The organism is Komagataeibacter xylinus (genome assembly GCF_031081985.1).
Classification (GTDB): Bacteria; Pseudomonadota; Alphaproteobacteria; order Acetobacterales; family Acetobacteraceae; genus Komagataeibacter; species Komagataeibacter xylinus_E.
Genome location: NZ_JARWSK010000007.1, coordinates 53,122 through 71,049, shown reverse-complemented (window position 1 = coordinate 71,049; position 17,928 = coordinate 53,122). Strand labels below are relative to the sequence as shown.

The window sequence follows — 17,928 nt, the reverse complement described above, 5'->3', positions numbered from 1 at the left end:
CCCCCGGCGCAGGGGGGTGGGCTGGCCATCGGGCAAGGCATATGGGTGGCCCTGACCGGACTCTGCCTGGCCCTTGCCGCCCACCCGGCCTGGGCGGGTGGCCAGATCGAACTCTGCCTGGCCCGGCACCCGGTTGAAAACAGCTTTGTGCAGAATGCCGCAGCCCATGGCCCGATCCATGTGCCCGCAGGCACCGCGCTCAGTTACGCAGGCCATGCCTTTGGCCCCGCATCGGATCCCCTCGATCGCGCCCATGCAGCCCCCGATGGCGATGGCTGGCGCAACATCCCGCCCGCCGAGGAAACGCGCCGCCGCAACCTGCAGATGGAAGATATTGGCGGCGACAGCCACTACCACCGCCCGCAGGCAGCCCTCATGACGACGGCAGCCGTCACCCTGTCACCCACGCGCCCCTGCGCGCAGGTAGGTGCCACGGCCCTCCTGTCCGATGACTGGACATGGACGATGGACACCATTCCCGCCCGCCCCGACATGTATTTTCAGGCCTATGGCACGGTACGGGGCGACCAGCTTGACCCCACCTTCAATAACGATGCCGATCCCTTTCAATGGACCGCAGCACATGGCGCGCTGAATGCCATTGTGACACAAACAGTTGACCAGTCGCTGACACTTCATTCTCCAGACTGAAGGGCGGGCAGAAAACAGGGCAATGGCAGATTTTGTGAACAACCCGTTCAGCCAATCGCCAGTTTCTGATAAGATTTTTAATAAAATTGCATTGGAAAACTTTTATTTATTTAAATAATTCCGTTAATTTTATAAAATATTACGATGAATATTTACCGAAATAACGAAGCCACTTATTCCATTTGTAAATTTGTTATTTTATGTATCCAATAATTTTAATCTGTATCAACAGGAATATAAATTACATTTTACATTAATACGTATGGAAATTTAATTCTGTACTAAAAAGATATTGGCTTTTGACAGATGCCCTCATAAACAATCTACCTGCCCCGCACGGGGCGCAATACTCACAGGCGGGAAAAAAGCACAGGATTATCGCATGCTGCGTGGTGGGATGGATGTGCCACCACATAAGATGCATGCTAAAGGTTAGTTTAACAGTTCAGCCAGCCGATGAAAAACAATGGAGAACGGGATGGCCCTCTACCAGTCCGCACAGTTTATTGATACGTGGACCGATCCTGAATTCGACAAGCTTCATCCGCCCCGCACCGTTGCCCCTCATTCCGGCATTTACCGTTGTGCCGGGTGCGGCGTGGAAATAGCCGTAAGCGAAGGGCAGCTCCTGCCTGCCATCCATGCCCACCCCCATCGACTCGGCACGCGCGAAGCCTGGCAGATGGTGGTCTATGCGGACCATCGCCCCAAATTTACCTGAAATTCCGCCTGCACCAGAGCGTTTCTGGCACGGTTTTTTTTCACAAAACCACAAGGAAATACCGCCTTTTTGGGAAAAGGCGGCATTCGAAAACGTTTATTATTTTATCAATGCGGTGTCTGCTGGCAGCGCCTTACCACCAGCCGCCGCCCCACGGGCCACCCCAGCCGCCGCCGCCCCAGCCCCACATGCCCCAGTTCCAGGAGGCATCTTCATACATATCCGCCGTCATCTGCTGCTGGTCAGCCAGATTCTGGGCCTGCACATAGGACATGTAGCGCCCATAGGCCGCCTGATTGCCCACATACAGGCAATTGCACACCTTGGGGTCGGAATAGATGTAGAGCATGTGGTCTCCAAACGATTTCTGGAGGAACCGGTTGGGGGGAAGTTTCTGCAGCATCAACTGCCGTTCCGGATTATTGGCGGGGCGCGCCACGAAACCCGCTGCGGCAAGGCTGTTTTCCTTATCCACGATCTGGTCGTGCACACTTTCGCAGGCGGTCAGCCCGGTGGATATGGCAAGCAGCAACGCACCACCTGCGTAAAGATGCCTCAGCGCTTTCTTGTTTCCCATCGACGTGCCGCCTGTTTCCATCCTGTTAATCAGCGCATCCTGTCCCATCAACGAGATGGAATAAAGATGCGCGGAAAAAAACATACGAATTATTTCTACCGAGTTTGATTTATCTCATGTCCGGGTCGGCACGCCAATGCAATAACGGTCGGGCGATGGGGGCATCGCATATCGAATCATCACTTTAAAAACTTTGGCAGGCGCACCTTCTGGGGTGGGCCTGCCATTTTTCTTTGCACAATCATTTTAACAACGGCAGCCCGGTTCGGGTTGCAGCTACTCAGGCGTAACAGGCATCACGCCGCCGTTACATGGGAAACCGAAGCACCCAGAGGGGCCGTGGCCAGGGTCGGCGCCTCGTCGCGCAGCACGTAGCCCTGCCCCCACACGGTGGCGATGAGCTGCCCTGCACCCGCAACCTGCAATTTCTTGCGCAGCTTGCAGATGAACACATCAATGATCTTCATTTCCGGCTCATCCATCCCGCCATACAGGTGGTTGAGGAAGGCATCCTTGGTCAGGACCATGCCCTTGCGCAACAGGAGCAGTTCCAGAATCATGTATTCCTTGCCGGTCAGATGCACGCAGTGCCCGTGCACGCTCACCGCGCGGCTATCAAGGCACAGTTCAAGCGCCCCCGCGCGCAGGGTCGGCTCGCTATACCCCTTGGAGCGACGGATTACCGCCTGCATCCGCGCTGTCAGTTCCATCGATTCGTAAGGGCGGGTCACGTAATCATCCGCCCCGGTGGAGAAGGCCCTCACCTTGGTGGTGGCCGCGCGCTCCTCTGACAGGACCAGAACGGGCGTGGGCACCCTCGCAGCCCGGCTGACCCGAATGACCTCGAACCCATCAAGATCTTTCAGCCGGACCTCCATGACGGCAAGGTCATAATTATAGGATTTTAACATTCCCAGTGCATCATGCCCTGTATCAACATGATCTACTGTAAATCCGGCTTTTTCCATATGCCGGGTGGTCTCTTCGGCTTTCCGGGCATTGGGTTCTACAAGCAAAATCCGCATATCGACCATCCAGTAGATATTTTAACTACACCTACCTATAAGTGTGCCTTATGCATTAAACAACCTAAAGTTGCCTATATATTACCATTCTTCCATAGAAATAATAAATATAATGACATTCATTTTATTAATGAATTATTAATACGCTATCCCATCCCACCCGCACCATGATTCAACGGGCCTGCGCCCGCGCCATAGCCGGGTGCGGCTGCAATGGCGCGCAGCACATAGGCCTGTGCCCGGATCACGGCATCCGCCAGGCTCATGCCCTGCCCCAGCCCCGTGGCTATGGCACTTGCCAGCGTACAGCCCGTGCCGTGCGTATGGCGAGTGTGGATGCGCTGGCTCACGAATTCCTGTACCGTGCCATCGGCCTGTACCAGCACGTCCAGCAGTTCATCACCTTCCATATGGCCGCCCTTGAGCAGCACGGCGCGCGGCCCAAGTGCGAGCAGGGCGCGGGCTGCGGGCAGCATGTCCGCACGCCCGGCAATGCCGTGGCCAAGCAGGGCCTCGGCTTCGGGAATGTTGGGGGTCAGCACGGTGGCCAGCGGCAGCAGCCGCGCCTTCAGCGTGGCCAGCGCGCGCTCCTGCAACAGCGCAGCCCCCCCTTTCGCCACCATGACCGGGTCGAGCACGTAGGGAATGTCAGCGGTGGTGAGCAGCACATCGGCAATCGCCTCGATCACCTCCGGCCGGTCGAGCATGCCACTCTTGAACGCATCAACGCCCAGATCATCCATCACGCAGCGCATCTGGGTCACGATAAAGGCAGGGGATACCGGCATGACCGCCTGCACGCCCAGCGTATTCTGCGCGGTCAGGGCTGTAATCGCGGTCATGGCGAAGCCGCCCAGCACGGTCACGGTCTTGATATCGGCCTGGATGCCAGCCCCGCCCCCGCTATCGCTGCCCGCCATGATGAGGATGCGCCCGTGCATGGCTCAGCCCGCCATCTGGATGGCGGTGATCGCCTCGCACATGTCATCGACGACTGCATTGACCAGCGCCTCGTCCTCGGCTTCCGCCATGACGCGCACCAGCGGCTCGGTGCCGCTTTCACGCAGCACGAGCCGCCCGCGCGCACCCAGCCGCTTTTCCGCCGCCTTGCGTGCATCCTGCACCTGCGGGTCATGCAGCGGGCTGCGACCGGCAAAGCGCACGTTGCGCAGCAGTTGCGGGTAGGGCTTGAACATGCGGCACACCTCGCTTGCGGGGCGACCGGACTCCACCACTTCGGCCAGCACCTGCAGGGCTGCCACCAGCCCGTCGCCCGTGGTGGCGAAGTCCGACAGCACCATGTGCCCTGACTGCTCGCCGCCGATATTGGCGCCAAGCTCGCGCATTTTTTCCACCACGTAGCGATCGCCCACCGCCGTGCGCACCAGTTCCAGCCCCTGTGTCTCGAGATAGCGCTCAAGCCCCATGTTGGACATGACGGTCGCCACGATATGCCGCCCCGACAGCCGCCCCTGCCGCGCCCATGAGTGCGAGATCAGCGCCAAGATCTGGTCACCATCGATCAGGCGGCCTTTTTCATCGGAGATCAGCACGCGGTCGGCATCGCCATCCAGGGCGATGCCGATATCGGCCCGGTGGCGCTGCACGGCGGCGCACAGGGCCTCGGGGCGGGTGGAGCCACAGCCTTCATTGATGTTGATGCCATCGGGGTCGCAGCCAATGCGTACCACTTCCGCCCCGAGTTCCCACAACGCCGTGGGCGCCACGCGATAGGCCGCCCCGTTGGCGCAGTCGATCACGATGCGCAGCCCGTCAAGCCGCAGGCGGCGGGGGAAGGAGGACTTGGCGCTTTCCACATACCGGCCCGCCGCGTCATTGAGGCGCGAGGCCCGACCGATCTGGTCGGGTGCAGCGAGCATGTGGGTCAGGTCTTCGCCCATTGCGGCCTCGATGTCCGCTTCCGTCTCATCGGAGAGCTTGAACCCGTCGGGGCCAAACAGCTTGATGCCGTTATCGCCATACGGATTGTGCGAAGCCGAGATCATGACGCCCAGATCGGCGCGCAGGGAACGGGTGAGCATGGCAATGGCCGGAGTGGGCATCGGCCCCACCAGCGTCACGTCCATTCCGGCAGAAAGGAAACCCGACACCAGCGCGCATTCGATCATATAGCCCGACAGGCGCGTATCCTTGCCCAGCAGCACGCTATGGCGGTGCGTGCCCTGTATAAAACGCAGGCCCGCAGCCTGGCCCAGCTTCTGCGCGACTTCCACCGTCATGGGAAAGCGGTTGGCCATGCCCCGAATGCCATCAGTGCCAAACAGCTTTCTTGTTTTTACCATGACTGGGAATCTCCGGATACGTTCTGGTCGGACATCGACCTACCTTACCTGTTAGTGCTGATCCAGTCCCTGCTGCACCCGCATGGCCTGGATCATGGCCGTTGCATTGTGAACCCGGAGCACCGCGCCGGGAAAGACCATTCCGGGCAGGCTGGCCGCAATCGTGCCCGGATCGCGCGCGGCTGCGTCGGGTTCATGCGCCAGTTCGCCAATCATGCGCTTGCGCGAGGTGCCGAGCACCACCCGGCAGCCCAGATTGGCCAGCAGCGGCAGACGGCCCAGCAGGGTCAGGTTGCCTTCCAGCGTCTTGGCAAAACCGATGCCGGGGTCAACGAGTATGCGCGCGCGTGCAATACCTGCCGCCACCGCCGCCTCCACGCACTGGCCGAGTTCACGCACGACATCCACCGCCACATCGCCATATGCCGTGTGCGCGCGCATCGTTTCAGGCGTGCCGCGCATGTGCATGAGCATGACCGGGCAGCCATGTCGCGCCACGACGGCGCGGGCGGCGGGGTCATGCGTCAGCGCCGAGACATCATTGATGAGCGTGGCCCCCGCTGTCAGCGCCTGGTCCATGACCGCGGCCTGCCGCGTATCAATCGACAGATGCAGGCCATCAAGCGCGGAACAGGCCCGCACGGCACGGATGACCGGGCCGATACGCCCCCATTCCGCCTCGGCGGATACGGCAGGTGCGCCGGGGCGGGTGCTCTCGCCGCCAATATCCACGATCTGGCACCCGGCGGCATGCAGCGCCTTTATGCGTGCCAGCGCCGTCTCCACGCGGTCATGCTGGCCGCCATCGCTGAAACTGTCCGGGGTGACGTTGATGATGCCCATGACCTGCTGCCCCGGCGGCAGCCCCGCATCGGGCGCGGGCGCGCTGATGCGCCGGGCCGCCGCCTCCCATGCGGGGGGCAGGGCCGCAACCGGCACGATCATGTGCTCGTGCGCCGGTCCGATCAGACGGGCGAGCGCATAGGCCTGCGGACCGCCTGCAAACCAGCGCGCAACACCCCGCGCCACCGCCTGCCGGGCTGCTTTGCCATGCAGCAGGGCCAGGGGTTCAATCAACAACTGGCCTGAAAAATGCGCCATGCAAGACGTACCCGATTATGAAAATATTCTGGCGAAGCGTTTTGAAAACGCAGCCCCCGAAACTTTGATTCTCTCTTTTCCACGCGCCCCTCATAGCCTGCCCGCGGGCATGGGGCCGGATACAAACATGGCGGAACAGCCTGAAGCTGTCCCGCCATGTTCATATTAACGGACTGTTTGAAAAGCCTGCCAGCTTAAAGCTTCAAAAGAATGCTGCCTTTTTGAAAAAAGGCGGCACCCAAAATTTTTACTGTTTTCTTTCAAAACGTTCCTAGCCAGCCGGGGCTGTGCCAACCCCGCCCTCACCTTCCGGCGCGGGCAGCGGCGCCACGGGGGCGGAAGGCGCTGAAGGCGGCACGGAAGGACGGCGGTTCTCCGGCATCGGATCATCCACCACCACGCGCTCGATCTTCTCGCCCCGCAGTACCTGGCGAATTTCCTCGCCGGTCAGGGTTTCATATTCCAGCAGGGCCGCGCCAAGACGGTGAAGCTGGTCGATATGCTCGAGCAGCAGGCTGCGGGCACGCTCATAGGCGGCATCGATCAGCTTGCGCACCTCGTTATCGATCTCGCGCGCCGTTTCCTCCGACACGTTCTTGTTCTGGGTCACGCTATGGCCAAGGAACACTTCCTGCCCGTTGCCGCCATAGGCCACCATGCCCAGCTTTTCGCTCATGCCCCATTCGGTCACCATGCGGCGGGCCACGTCGGTCGCCATCTTGATGTCGCCCGAAGCGCCGGTCGAGACATTGTCCGCCCCGAAGATGATTTCCTCCGCCGCGCGGCCACCCATGGCCAGCGTCAGCTTGCCAATGCACCACGAGCGGCTTTCGGAGTAGCGGTCCTTCTCCGGCAGGCTCATCACCATGCCCAAAGCCCGGCCACGGGGAATGATGGTGGCCTTGTGCACCGGGTCGGACCCCGGCGTGAGAATGCCCACCAGCGCATGCCCGCCCTCATGGTAGGCGGTCATCTTCTTCTCGTCCTCGCTCATGACGAGGGAGCGGCGCTCGGCGCCCATCATCACCTTGTCCTTGGCGTTCTCGAACTCGAGCATCGCCACCGTGCGCTTGCCCAGGCGCGCGGCCATGAGAGCGGCCTCATTGACCAGGTTGGCAAGGTCCGCACCAGAGAAGCCGGGCGTGCCACGGGCAATGACCTTGGGGTCCACATCGGAGGCCAGCGGCACCTTGCGCATGTGCACGCGCAGGATCTTCTCGCGGCCCGCCACGTCGGGGTTGGGCACCACCACCTGGCGGTCGAAGCGGCCGGGGCGCAGCAGCGCAGGGTCAAGCACGTCGGGGCGGTTGGTCGCCGCAATCAGGATCACGCCTTCATTGCTGTCAAACCCATCCATCTCGACAAGCATCTGGTTAAGTGTCTGCTCACGCTCGTCATTGCCGCCGCCAAGGCCCGCGCCACGGTGGCGGCCCACGGCGTCGATTTCGTCAATGAAGATAATGCAGGGTGCGGCCTTCTTGCCCTGCTCGAACATGTCACGTACGCGCGATGCGCCCACGCCCACGAACATTTCCACAAAGTCGGAACCCGAGATGGTGAAGAACGGCACGTTCGCCTCACCCGCAATGGCGCGGGCGAGCAGCGTCTTGCCGGTGCCGGGCGGGCCTACGAGCAGCACGCCCTTGGGGATCTTGCCGCCAAGGCGGGTGAACTTCTGCGGATCGCGCAGGAAGTCGACAATTTCCTGCAATTCGCCCTTGGCTTCATCAATGCCGGCCACGTCATCAAACGTCACTCGGCCCTGCTTTTCGGTCAGCATGCGGGCACGCGACTTGCCAAAGCCCATGGCACGGCCACCACCCGACTGCATCTGGCGCATGATGAAGATCCACGCCCCCACCATGAGCAGCAGCGGCGCATAGTTGATGAGGTAGCGCAGGATGGGGTTGGTATCCGCCTCGAGCGGCTTGGCCACGACCTCCACGCCCTTTTCCGTCAGGCGGGAAATCAGGGTGGGGTCCTGCGGGGTATAGGTATCGAACGACGTGCCATCCGTCAGCGTGCCGGTGATGTTGTGCTCCTGCACCACGACAGAGCGAACATGCCCGCTGTTCACGTCTCCGATGAAATCGGAATACGCCAACTGCTGCGATGCATGCTGCACGCTTCCCGGCTGGAAGACATTAAACAGCAACAGCAGCAGGACGATGATGATAACCCACAGGAGCAAGTTCCGGCCGAAATTGTTCATCTTGTCCACTGTTCCATCCGCTGGCCCCTCGCCCCTGCCCCACAGCGGGCAGGCGAACAGATGCCACGTTCACTACGTCCTATCATACATAGGACGATCAGGGGATATTCACACCCCCACCCGCCAACCTTTTATGCCAGCCTCGCCGCCTGGTCGTGTCCGGCGCCACCAAATACAGCGCAGTCGAGCACGGGATGGGGGGGCTGGTTCATGAAAACCGCATGGGCGGCAAAAGGTTCCCGCGCGCGCAGGCCCATATGGGGCACGGCCTTGACCTGCCCATCATGCCATAGCGCGGGCAGCGTGCGCAATAATCGCGCAGGCCAGCATGACCGCCCCCTGCCCTGCGGCCACCACGCCGCCACCGGCCCCGCCGCACCCACGCACCAGCCCGGCGGCAGGGGGGGCGCGCTCAGGACAAAACGCCGGTCCCATATGGCCCCGGGTGCCGCGGCCATGGGGAGGGCGAGCCCTGCTTCTTCACGGGCCACGAGCCACTGCCCCTCGCGCCAGGGCATGAGGGCGACCCCGGCCAGCGTGGCGGCCCGGGGCCGGGCCGCAAGCGCTGCCACCGCCTCGCGCGCCGGGGCATAATCCCGCCCTCCCACCACGCGGATCAGGGCCGACAGCAATCGTGGTGGCGCAAGGCCAGGCGGCAGGACCACCCAGCCACCGGGATGAAAGCGGGCATGGGCGGCCAGCCAGTGTGCATCCTGCATATCGCGCGCCTTGCGGGCCTGCCCGGCCTGCCCGGCATCGGCCAGCAGCGTACCTGCCAGGGAAGAATCCGCTGCCAGCGCATGCCGCGCGCGGGCACGGGCGGTGCGCAGGTCGGAATTGGAGGGATCTTCCACCCAGTCCACCCCCGCTGCCCGCACCGTGGCATAAAGCGCGGCCTTGCCCACACCCAGCAGCGGGCGGACAAGACGCACATCCGCCATGTCCGTCGCCACCGCCATGGCGGCCAACCCGTCATCCCCGCTTGCAGCCTGCTGACGCATGAGCACCGTTTCCGCCTGGTCGCCCGCATGATGGGCCACAAGCAGGTCAAGCGCGCCAAGGTCGCGGCAGGCAGCTAACAGGGCCTGGTAGCGCATGCGGCGGGCACGCTCGGCCATGCGGGGGCCGCGCGCCAGCCCTTCAAGGGCCAGCAGGCGGGCCGGCATGCCAAGCCGGGCCAGGCGGGCCACCGTCTGCTCTGCCTCAAGCCGCGACTCGGCACGCAGCCCGTGGTCCACCACCAGCCCTGTCACATCGCGCCGCCAGCCGCGCGCCAGAATAGCCAGCGCCATGCTGTCCGCCCCGCCCGACACCGCAACGCATACGGGCGTGCCCTGCCCCGGCCATGGACCAAGGGCCGCCATGCGGGCGGCAAAACGGGCCGGGCTGACCGGTTCGGAAGGCTGCATGCGCCTTACGCCCGCTCAGGCAGTCAGTTACATTTGGCGCGCTTGCGGTAAACCTGCTCGGCGGATTTGATGCGCGGCGCAGGCGCAGGAAATTCACTGGACAGCTTGTCCAGCGCCTGACAGGCCGAAGCCTTGTCGTTCAGCGCCACCAGTGTTGCCGCCACACCCAGCAGGGCACTTGGCGCGCGCTGCCCGTGCGGCGCGCGGTTATAGGTATCGTAATAGGCAAGGGCGGACTGACGATACTGCTTCTGCCCCGCAAGGGACTGGGCCATCAGATACTGCGCATCAATCTGCCTGGCGGATTTGGGGCCGGAGAGCACCTGCTGCGCATCGGCCTGCGCCGTGACGTAATCATGCTGCAACAGCGCATCGTTACCCGCCTTGAGCACATCATCAAGGCTGCGCTTGGCCGTGGCGGGGGCGGGGGCTGCTGCGGCAGGCGTTACGCCGCCTGCCGCCGTGACCGGGGCCGGAACCGCAGGCGCGGCATGGCCATGCTGCTGCATGGCAAAATTCATGTCATCGATCTGCTTGCTCATGGCGGCATTCTGCTGCTGCACCTGATTGGTCAGCTGATCGATCTGCCCACGCATCTCACGCGTCTGCTCTTCGAGCGTATTGACCCGATCAAGCAGTTGCAGGGTCAGGCTATTGCTGTCAGCCGCCTGCGCGCAGCCCAGCGAGGCCAGCGATATGCCGCCTGCCAGCATGCCAGCCCGCCCCCACAATGAAAGCCGGCCAGAAACCGAAAGGAAACACGACATAACAGACCGCATGGACCATACCCTTCAAGCAACACGATGCACGTCTACCTAAAACAAAACCGGCCGGGCGATAAGCGCCCGGCCGGTTCCATACTGCCACATTCCGTAGAAGTGCTGGCAGAAACTTACTGTACCGCCGTGATGGCGTTACGGTTCTGCGCCCAGGAAGCCTCGTCATCGCCAACAGCGGTGGGGCGATCCTTGCCATAGGAGATGGTGGTGATGCGCGATGCATCGACACCCTTGGCCACCAGGTAGTCATGCGCTGCGTTGGCACGACGCTCGCCCAGCGCGATGTTGTATTCCTCGGTGCCGCGATCATCGCAGTTACCGGCGATCTGGACATGTACCTGCGGGTACTTGGCCAGCCATGCGGCCTGCTTGTCGAGCGTTGCCTTCGCATCGCTGGACAGCGTGTTCTGGTTCAGCGCGAACAGCACGCGGTCACCTGCGGTCGCGACCAGATCGGCCTCGCTGCCGGGAACGGGGCCAACCTGCTGCTGCATGGCAGCGCCGGTGTTCGCGTTCTTGTTCGCATGGTCAGAACAGGCCGCGAGGAAGAGAGCCAGACCGGCGGCACCAAAAAGCTTCAGTTTCATTACTTTGGATCCTGGATCGGTTTCTTGTTTCGAAACCATTTGTTGAATTTCCGGATTTAAATATAGAACGGTCCCGAGTCTCGTTGCGCCCTGCCAAACAAATTGTAAAACAGAAACTCGCGATCGCTGGAAACCGCCACAAGCATAGCTGTCAAATCCGGCTTCAGTCAACGCGGAACAAACACATACCCGCCATTTGCCAAATGAGTGGGTTCTGGCGAAGTGTTTGTCCAACGCATTGAAAAGAATTACTTATTTAGGCCAGACCATGCCGGGTCAGACGAACTGCCCGCCGGCAGGGCGCGTTCATGGAAGCCGGTGATGTCAATTGTATTGATACCTGTTGCAAATCCGGCACCATTTGCCCCGGCCGAACTCTGGCGGCAGAACGCCAGCACGCGGCCGTTGGGGCAGAAAGTCGGGCTTTCCACCGTAAAGCCCTCGGTCAGGATTCGCTCGCCCGTGCCATCGGGTGCCATCACCCCAAGCGAGAAGCTGCCATTGGCAATGCGCGAGAACGCGATCAGATCACCCCGCGGCGACCATACGGGCGAGCCGTAGCGCCCGTGCCCATAGGAAATCCGCTTCGCCTCACCGCCCGATGCACTCATGATATAGAGCTGCTGCGAGCCACCACGGTCGGAGTTGAACACGATCTGCGAGCCATCGGGGCTGTAGGACGGGCTGGTGTCGATCGCCCCGGACGAGGTGATCTGCCGGCGCGCCATGGTGGCCAGATCGACCACAAAGATGTCCGACCCGCTGCCGCGCGTGACCGACAGGATGACCGACTGCCCGTTGGGCGCAAAGCGCGGGGCGAATGAAATACCCGTAAAGTCACCAAGCAGGCGCTGCTGCCCGGTATTGAGGTTGAACAGGTAAACACGCGGCCTGTAGTTGGCATACGACATGAATGCCAGTTCACTATTGGCCGGGTTGAAGCGCGGCGTAAGCGTCAGCCACTGGCCGTTGGTCAGGTAGCGGCTGTCTGCCCCATCCTGATCCATGATGGCAAGCCGCGTGATCTGGCGCGCGCGCGGGCCGGAGCGCGCGATATAGGCGATGCGGGAGTTGAAGTAGCCCTGCTCGCCAAGCAGGCGGCTGTAGATCACATCGGCAATGACATGCGCGATGCGGCGCCAGTCCTGGCTGCCCGCCGTATAGGCCGTGCCCTGCAACTGCTTGCCGGTCAGCACATCCCACAGGCGGAACTCGACGCGCAGGCTGCTGCCCTGCTCGACCACCTTGCCGGTCATGACCGCGCGCGCGCCCATTGACTTGTAGGTGGCAAACGGCGGCGTGCCCTGCGGCATGCTGGCGCTGATGGGGCGGAACAGGCCGCAATTACCCAGGTCAGCCGAGATCACATCGGTGATCTGCTGGGCCACGCCACTGCCAAGCGACGGCAGGACAATGGGAATAGGGGCGGTACGGGCCTGGTCAACCGTGATTTCGGCGGCCCCGGCATCCTGCGCATGGGCCGCACCTGCGGCGAATAGCGGCGTGGCCATGAGGCCGCCCGCCACACCCGCGCCCATGAACCCACGCCGGCTGAAGGCCGATGCCAGCCGTGCGGCATCATCATCCGGGATCAATGGCTTTACGCTTGACATCTTTTTCCTCTCCTCGCCTTCGTCCGCTTTGTATCAGGGACGGAATACGAATTTCAGTTGCCGGGTCTGGCCCAGCAGGTTCTGCGGAATGGGCAGCTTGGCACAGGTCGGGCTGAGCACCGCATCACGCGCGCGTTCGGCCAACGCGCGGTAGGACGGGTCGGCCTCCATCTGCGCCTGTGTCTGCGGCGCGAAGTCCACCATGCGCGCCGTGCCGGTGCCATCCACGGTCACGACCAGATGCGCCACGAACTGGGCATAATTACGGGCCGCCGTATCTTCCGAGTAGCAGCGCCGCACGGAATTGCCGATCGCCTTCTGCTCGGTGGCGGTCATGGAACTCGTTATGTCGCCATCAGGCGTGCCACCGCCATCGGGTGCACCACCCTGCTGCGGGTTGGGCCGGGCCTTGGGCGGGTGGGTCTGCTTCTGGTCCGCGCGGAAGGCATCGAGCGTTGCCAGCAGCGAGTGCGTATCAGGCACATGCTTCTTGGCCTCGTTGGGCTGCGTGGTGCGCGACTGCTCCTGCACCTTGGGCGCTGCCGTGGGGTCCGGCTGGGCCGAGGGCGGCACGGGCGCATGCGCCTGCGCGGGGGCCGCCTTGGGCGGCGTGGGCGGCAGCTTGACCGCATCGGGCGAGGGCGTCTGCTCACGCGGCGGGGTTGGCGCATCCGGCACGGGTTTTGACACCTGCTGCGGCGGCGGCATGGGGGGAGGCGGCGGTGGCGGTGGGGCCGCCTCCTCGTTGGGTTCCTTTTCAGGCGGCGTGGGCGAAGGCGGCGCCTCCTGCCTGACCGGCGCTGGCGCAGGCGCGGGCTTGGGGGCAGGCTTGTCGCCCTTGTGGGGCGTTGCCGTGCCCGTATCGGCCGCGAATTCCATCTCGATTGTGGGTGGTGGCGGCGGCTCCTTGGGCACCGGCACGGGCAGCTTGAGCAGCACGGCCACCAGAAGGGCAAAATGAAGCCCGCCCGAAACCAGGATGGAACGCCGCATGAGGATGCGTTCGGAACGACGCGGTGGGACCACGATCAGACGGCTCCTGGCATCAGATTCTGTTTAGTGACCAGGCGGCTGCTGGGCCAGCAGGGCCACATGCGTAAAGCCACCCGACGTGATCTGCCCCATGATCTGCATGACACGGCCATAATCGATATGCTGGTCGCCGCGCACGAAAATACGGTGTTCGCTGTCATTCTGCGCCGCCGCCCTGAGCTGGTCCACCAGCTGGTCCTGCGATACGGGTTCATCGCCCAGATACAGGTCACCATTGGAGCGGATCGACACCGTGATGGGCTTGGTGTCGGTATTGACCGGGGCCGCATCCGTCTTGGGCAGGTCCACGTTCACGCCGCTGGTCATCATGGGGGCTGTCACCATGAAGATGATGAGCAGCACCAGCATCACATCCACCAGGGGCGTGACGTTGATCTCGGCCATGGGGCGCCGCTTGCGCCGCCGCCCCCGCAGGTCGCCCAGGCTTGCCCCCATATTACGCGCCCCTTTCTTCCGACTGGCGCGACAGGATGGCGGCGAACTCGGTGCCGAACGCATCCAGCCGGTCCTCGAACACGCCCATGCTGTTGCTGACCACGTTATAGGCGATCACGGCGGGAATGGCCGTGACCAGGCCGATGGCGGTGGCGAACAGCGCCTCGGAAATGCCCGGCGCCACAACCGAGAGATTGGTGTTGTGCATGGCCGCGATCGAGCCGAACGCGTGCATGATGCCCCAAACCGTGCCGAACAGGCCGATGAAGGGCGCCACCGGCCCGATGGTGGCGAGGAAGATGATCCAGCGGTTCAGCCGGTCCATCTCGCGCGTAATGGTAATAGCCATGGCGCGGTTGACGCGGTCCTGCACGCCGCCATGCACCAGGTCGATGCCCGAAATGCGCGAGGAACGCCGCCATTCGCCCATGGCCGCGCCAAAGACGGCAGCCATCGGGTGCACAGGCTTGGCGCCATCGGATTCGTACAGATCCTCAAGGCTGCCACCAGCCCAGAAGCGCTCCTCGAAATCGTTGGCCTGCCGGTTGACCCGGCGGATGGTGGTGAATTTATCAAAAATGATGGCCCAGACAATTACACTGCTGGTCACCAGCCCGATCATGACGAGCTTGACCACGATCGAGGCGTGCATGAACAGCGCCCACATCGAAAGATCACCCGCTGCAGCCCCGAGATTTGCTGCGTTAACCGCTTGGTCCAAATACGCCTCCTGCCCACCTTGGCCGTTCGCTCAAACACGAAGATTGCCCGTTTGGCAAGCCACGGCCAACCTGCTTTCCGCACAGCCCTGCATCATGGTCAACCCATGACACAAAAAGAACACACGCCTTGCATGGCTCTGTTGCGCTCAGCCGACCAGCCCGCGCAACAGATCACGCCATAACGGCGGAAATCGGGCCGCGCGCCCATCGGCTGCCCGCACGCAGGCCAGCCGCACGTCCAGCGTGCCGCAATCGAGTTTTTCAGCCGTGCCCGCCCGGTGGAAGGTCTGGAGCAGCCTGCAGCTTGCGGCACCCAGTTCTGTCAGGCGAGTCGTAACGCACACGATGTCATCGAGCCGCAGGGGGGCACGATAATCCATGGCGGCATGGCGCACCACGAAAGCCAGCCCGAAATCACCCAGCAGGTCGGCAGCCGAATGCCCCTGCGCGCGGATGGCCTCTGTGCGGGCGCGCTCGCCAAAGGCAAGGTAGCGGGCGTGATAGACCACGCCGCCCGCATCCGTATCCTCGTAATAGATGCGAAAATCGATATTATGCTGAACCATCAGTCCCCTCTCCGAGCAGGTCGCCCTGGCCGGGCACGCGCGCGGGGGGCTGCAGGCCAAGATGCCGCCAGCCCCGCTCGCCCAGCATGCGGCCGCGGCTGGTGCGTAGCACAAGCCCCTCCTGGATGAGGTAGGGCTCGATCACGTCTTCGAGCGTGTCACGCGCCTCGGCCAGGGCCGCGGCTAGCGTCTCGACGCCCACCGGGCCGCCGTGATGGTATTCGGCAATGCGGCGCAGGTAGCGCCGGTCCATGCCATCAAGCCCCATCGAATCAACCTCGAGGCGGGAGAGCGCCGCATCGGCCAGCGCGCGGTCCACCGGCCCCCTGCCCGCCCGGGCCACGGCGGCAAAGTCGCGCACCCGGCGCAGCAGGCGGCCTGCAATGCGCGGCGTGCCACGCGAGCGGCGGGCGATTTCCTCCGCCCCTTCCGGGGTGAGGTCAAATTCCAGCTTGCGCGCCCCGCGCACCACAATCTGGCACAGCTCTTCGGGCGTGTAGAACACCAGCCGCAGCGGAATGCCGAAGCGGTCGCGCAGCGGCGTTGCCAGCAGGCCCGCCCGCGTGGTGGCGGCGACCAGCGTGAACGGCGAGAGATCGATGCGCACGGACCGCGCCGCTGGCCCCTCGCCAATGATCAGGTCAAGCTGGAAGTCCTCCATCGCCGGATACAGCACTTCCTCGATGGAAGGATGCAGGCGGTGGATTTCATCAATGAACAGCACGTCACGCGGCTGGAGATTGGTCAGGATGGCGGCCAGGTCGCCCGCGCGCTGGATGACCGGCCCCGACGTGGCCCTGAAGCCCACGCCAAGTTCCCGCGCCACGATCTGCGCCAGCGTGGTCTTGCCCAGGCCCGGGGGGCCGTGCAGCAGCACGTGGTCCAGCGCATCGCCGCGCTGGCGGGCGGCAGCGATGAAGATGGCAAGGTTCTCGCGGCTGGCCTTCTGGCCGGTGAAGTCATCAAGCGTCTGCGGGCGCAGGCTACCTTCGTTGCCGTCTTCCTCCGCCCGGCGGGCGTCGATCTCGCGCTCGGGGTGCTCACTCATCGGGCCAGTTCCTTCAGCGCGTCACGGATCACCACGTCAAGGTTCACATCCCCCTCGAAGCGGTCAATCACGCGCTCGACCACAGGCTGCGCCTCCGCCCGCCGGAAGCCAAGGCCGGATAGCGCCAGCACGGCATCCGCCGCAATGCTGCGCGGCGTGGGCATTGTAATGGTCACGCCCGGCACGCCGCCAGCCGCAGGCGCACCCGTGGGCATACCCTCGCACTTGTCGCGCAGTTCGGTCACGATGCGCTGGGCCAGCCGCGCGCCCACGCCGCCCGCGCGGGTGAGCATGGTCTTGTCACCACTGCCAATGGCCACCATCAGTTCCGGCGGCGGCAGCACCGACAGGATGGCCAGCGCCACCTTGGCCCCAACGCCCTGCACGGTGGTAAGCAGGCGGAACCACGAACGCTCCGAGGCTTCGGCAAAGCCATAGAGCAGGATCGCATCCTCGCGCACCACGGTCTCGACCAGCACGAGGGCGAGTTCCGGCGGCTGCGGCAGGGCTGCGAGCGTGCGGCTCGAGGCCTGCACGAGGTAGCCCACGCCGCTGACATCAATCACGCAGCGATCAGCCTCGACCTGCGCCAGCAGGCCGCGCAACTGCGCGATCATGCCATCCTCGTGGCATTGGCGAGATGGATGGCGGAGGCACGGTGATGCGCGTGGCAGATGGCCACCGCCAGCGCATCCGCCGCATCGGCGCGCTTGAGCAGGGCGGTGGGCAGGATACGGCGGACCATCATGCTGACCTGCTCCTTGGTGGCGGCACCCGTGCCCACCACCGCGCGCTTGACCGTCTTGGCGCCGTATTCGGCCACGGGAATGTCGAGCAGCATGGGCACCAGCAGCCCCACGCCACGGGCATAGCCCAGCTTGAGCGTGGCGGCGCCATTGCGGTTGACATAGGTTTCTTCCACCGCCGCTTCATCGGGGGCGAAATTGCGCGCCAGTTCAAGCAGCGCATCATGCAGGTGGCGCAGCCGCTCGGGCACCGACAGCGCCGAATCGGTCGCGATCACGCCATCAGCCACATGGCTCAGCCGGTTGCCCTGCGCCGTAATCACCCCCCAGCCCGTAAAGCGCAGGCCGGGGTCGATGCCCAGGATGCGGACCACAGGCCG

19 protein-coding genes are annotated in these 17,928 nt (G+C 63.5%); 2 read left to right on the top strand and 17 right to left on the bottom strand.

The features are described 5' to 3' along the window. Positions 1–45: 45 nt before the first annotated feature. Both QEG70_RS13575 and QEG70_RS13570 read left to right on the top strand, forming a co-directional pair. Complete coding sequence (locus tag QEG70_RS13575; RefSeq protein ID WP_308721159.1) at positions 46–651, top strand: hypothetical protein; 606 nt, start codon at positions 46–48, stop codon at positions 649–651. Positions 652–1,129: 478 nt separating this feature from the next. After that, positions 1,130–1,372 carry a hypothetical protein gene (locus tag QEG70_RS13570; RefSeq protein WP_174520918.1) on the top strand — a complete coding sequence of 81 codons (243 nt, stop codon included), beginning with the start codon at positions 1,130–1,132 and terminating at the stop codon, positions 1,370–1,372. A 133-nt stretch (positions 1,373–1,505) separates the two neighbouring features. Here the strand turns inward: QEG70_RS13570 and QEG70_RS13565 are convergent, their stop codons facing one another. From QEG70_RS13565 to ruvC, 17 genes are all read right to left on the bottom strand, one after another. After that, complete coding sequence (locus tag QEG70_RS13565) at positions 1,506–1,949, bottom strand: hypothetical protein (RefSeq protein WP_308721158.1); 444 nt, start codon at positions 1,947–1,949, stop codon at positions 1,506–1,508. A gap of 296 nt (positions 1,950–2,245) precedes the next feature. Continuing rightward, a complete protein-coding gene (locus QEG70_RS13560; protein WP_308721157.1) occupies positions 2,246–2,974 on the bottom strand; it encodes a response regulator transcription factor in 729 nt (242 codons plus the stop codon). 146 nt (positions 2,975–3,120) lie between these two features. After that, on the bottom strand, positions 3,121–3,915 hold the full coding sequence (thiD, locus tag QEG70_RS13555; RefSeq protein ID WP_308721156.1) for a bifunctional hydroxymethylpyrimidine kinase/phosphomethylpyrimidine kinase: 795 nt from the start codon (positions 3,913–3,915) through the stop codon (positions 3,121–3,123). Between the two features lie 3 nt (positions 3,916–3,918). Beyond that, entirely contained in the window at positions 3,919–5,277 is a 1,359-nt protein-coding gene (glmM, locus tag QEG70_RS13550; RefSeq protein ID WP_308721155.1) for a phosphoglucosamine mutase, read from the bottom strand. A 51-nt stretch (positions 5,278–5,328) separates the two neighbouring features. Next, positions 5,329–6,378 carry a dihydropteroate synthase gene (folP, locus tag QEG70_RS13545; protein WP_308721154.1) on the bottom strand — a complete coding sequence of 350 codons (1,050 nt, stop codon included), beginning with the start codon at positions 6,376–6,378 and terminating at the stop codon, positions 5,329–5,331. 271 nt (positions 6,379–6,649) lie between these two features. Further along, positions 6,650–8,590 (bottom strand): ATP-dependent zinc metalloprotease FtsH, encoded by a 1,941-nt coding sequence (ftsH, locus tag QEG70_RS13540; protein WP_308721153.1) that lies wholly within the window; start codon positions 8,588–8,590, stop codon positions 6,650–6,652. A gap of 131 nt (positions 8,591–8,721) precedes the next feature. Then, positions 8,722–9,999 carry a tRNA lysidine(34) synthetase TilS gene (gene tilS / locus QEG70_RS13535; RefSeq protein ID WP_308721152.1) on the bottom strand — a complete coding sequence of 426 codons (1,278 nt, stop codon included), beginning with the start codon at positions 9,997–9,999 and terminating at the stop codon, positions 8,722–8,724. A gap of 23 nt (positions 10,000–10,022) precedes the next feature. Continuing rightward, complete coding sequence (locus QEG70_RS13530; RefSeq protein ID WP_308721151.1) at positions 10,023–10,778, bottom strand: tol-pal system YbgF family protein; 756 nt, start codon at positions 10,776–10,778, stop codon at positions 10,023–10,025. Positions 10,779–10,891: 113 nt separating this feature from the next. Further along, positions 10,892–11,365 (bottom strand): peptidoglycan-associated lipoprotein Pal, encoded by a 474-nt coding sequence (gene pal / locus QEG70_RS13525; RefSeq protein ID WP_159261934.1) that lies wholly within the window; start codon positions 11,363–11,365, stop codon positions 10,892–10,894. 248 nt (positions 11,366–11,613) lie between these two features. After that, complete coding sequence (tolB, locus tag QEG70_RS13520; RefSeq protein ID WP_308721150.1) at positions 11,614–12,978, bottom strand: Tol-Pal system beta propeller repeat protein TolB; 1,365 nt, start codon at positions 12,976–12,978, stop codon at positions 11,614–11,616. Between the two features lie 33 nt (positions 12,979–13,011). After that, the gene (locus QEG70_RS13515) at positions 13,012–14,004 is read right to left on the bottom strand and encodes an energy transducer TonB (RefSeq protein WP_308721149.1); all 993 of its coding nucleotides are present in this window, start codon (positions 14,002–14,004) and stop codon (positions 13,012–13,014) included. 30 nt (positions 14,005–14,034) lie between these two features. Continuing rightward, complete coding sequence (gene tolR / locus QEG70_RS13510) at positions 14,035–14,466, bottom strand: protein TolR (protein ID WP_061272903.1); 432 nt, start codon at positions 14,464–14,466, stop codon at positions 14,035–14,037. Between the two features lies 1 nt (position 14,467). Continuing rightward, on the bottom strand, positions 14,468–15,133 hold the full coding sequence (gene tolQ, locus QEG70_RS13505; protein ID WP_159263761.1) for a protein TolQ: 666 nt from the start codon (positions 15,131–15,133) through the stop codon (positions 14,468–14,470). A gap of 201 nt (positions 15,134–15,334) precedes the next feature. Then, positions 15,335–15,754 (bottom strand): YbgC/FadM family acyl-CoA thioesterase, encoded by a 420-nt coding sequence (locus QEG70_RS13500; protein WP_061272897.1) that lies wholly within the window; start codon positions 15,752–15,754, stop codon positions 15,335–15,337. Beyond that, on the bottom strand, positions 15,741–16,802 hold the full coding sequence (gene ruvB, locus QEG70_RS13495) for a Holliday junction branch migration DNA helicase RuvB (RefSeq protein WP_110569028.1): 1,062 nt from the start codon (positions 16,800–16,802) through the stop codon (positions 15,741–15,743). Before ruvB ends, QEG70_RS13500 begins: the two co-directional genes overlap by 14 nt. Next, entirely contained in the window at positions 16,799–17,419 is a 621-nt protein-coding gene (ruvA, locus tag QEG70_RS13490) for a Holliday junction branch migration protein RuvA (RefSeq protein ID WP_308721148.1), read from the bottom strand. The genes ruvB and ruvA overlap by 4 nt, the downstream gene beginning before the upstream one ends. Next, positions 17,416–17,922, bottom strand: a complete 507-nt coding sequence (ruvC, locus tag QEG70_RS13485) for a crossover junction endodeoxyribonuclease RuvC (RefSeq protein ID WP_308721147.1) — start codon at positions 17,920–17,922, stop codon at positions 17,416–17,418. The genes ruvA and ruvC overlap by 4 nt, the downstream gene beginning before the upstream one ends. Positions 17,923–17,928: the final 6 nt, after the last annotated feature.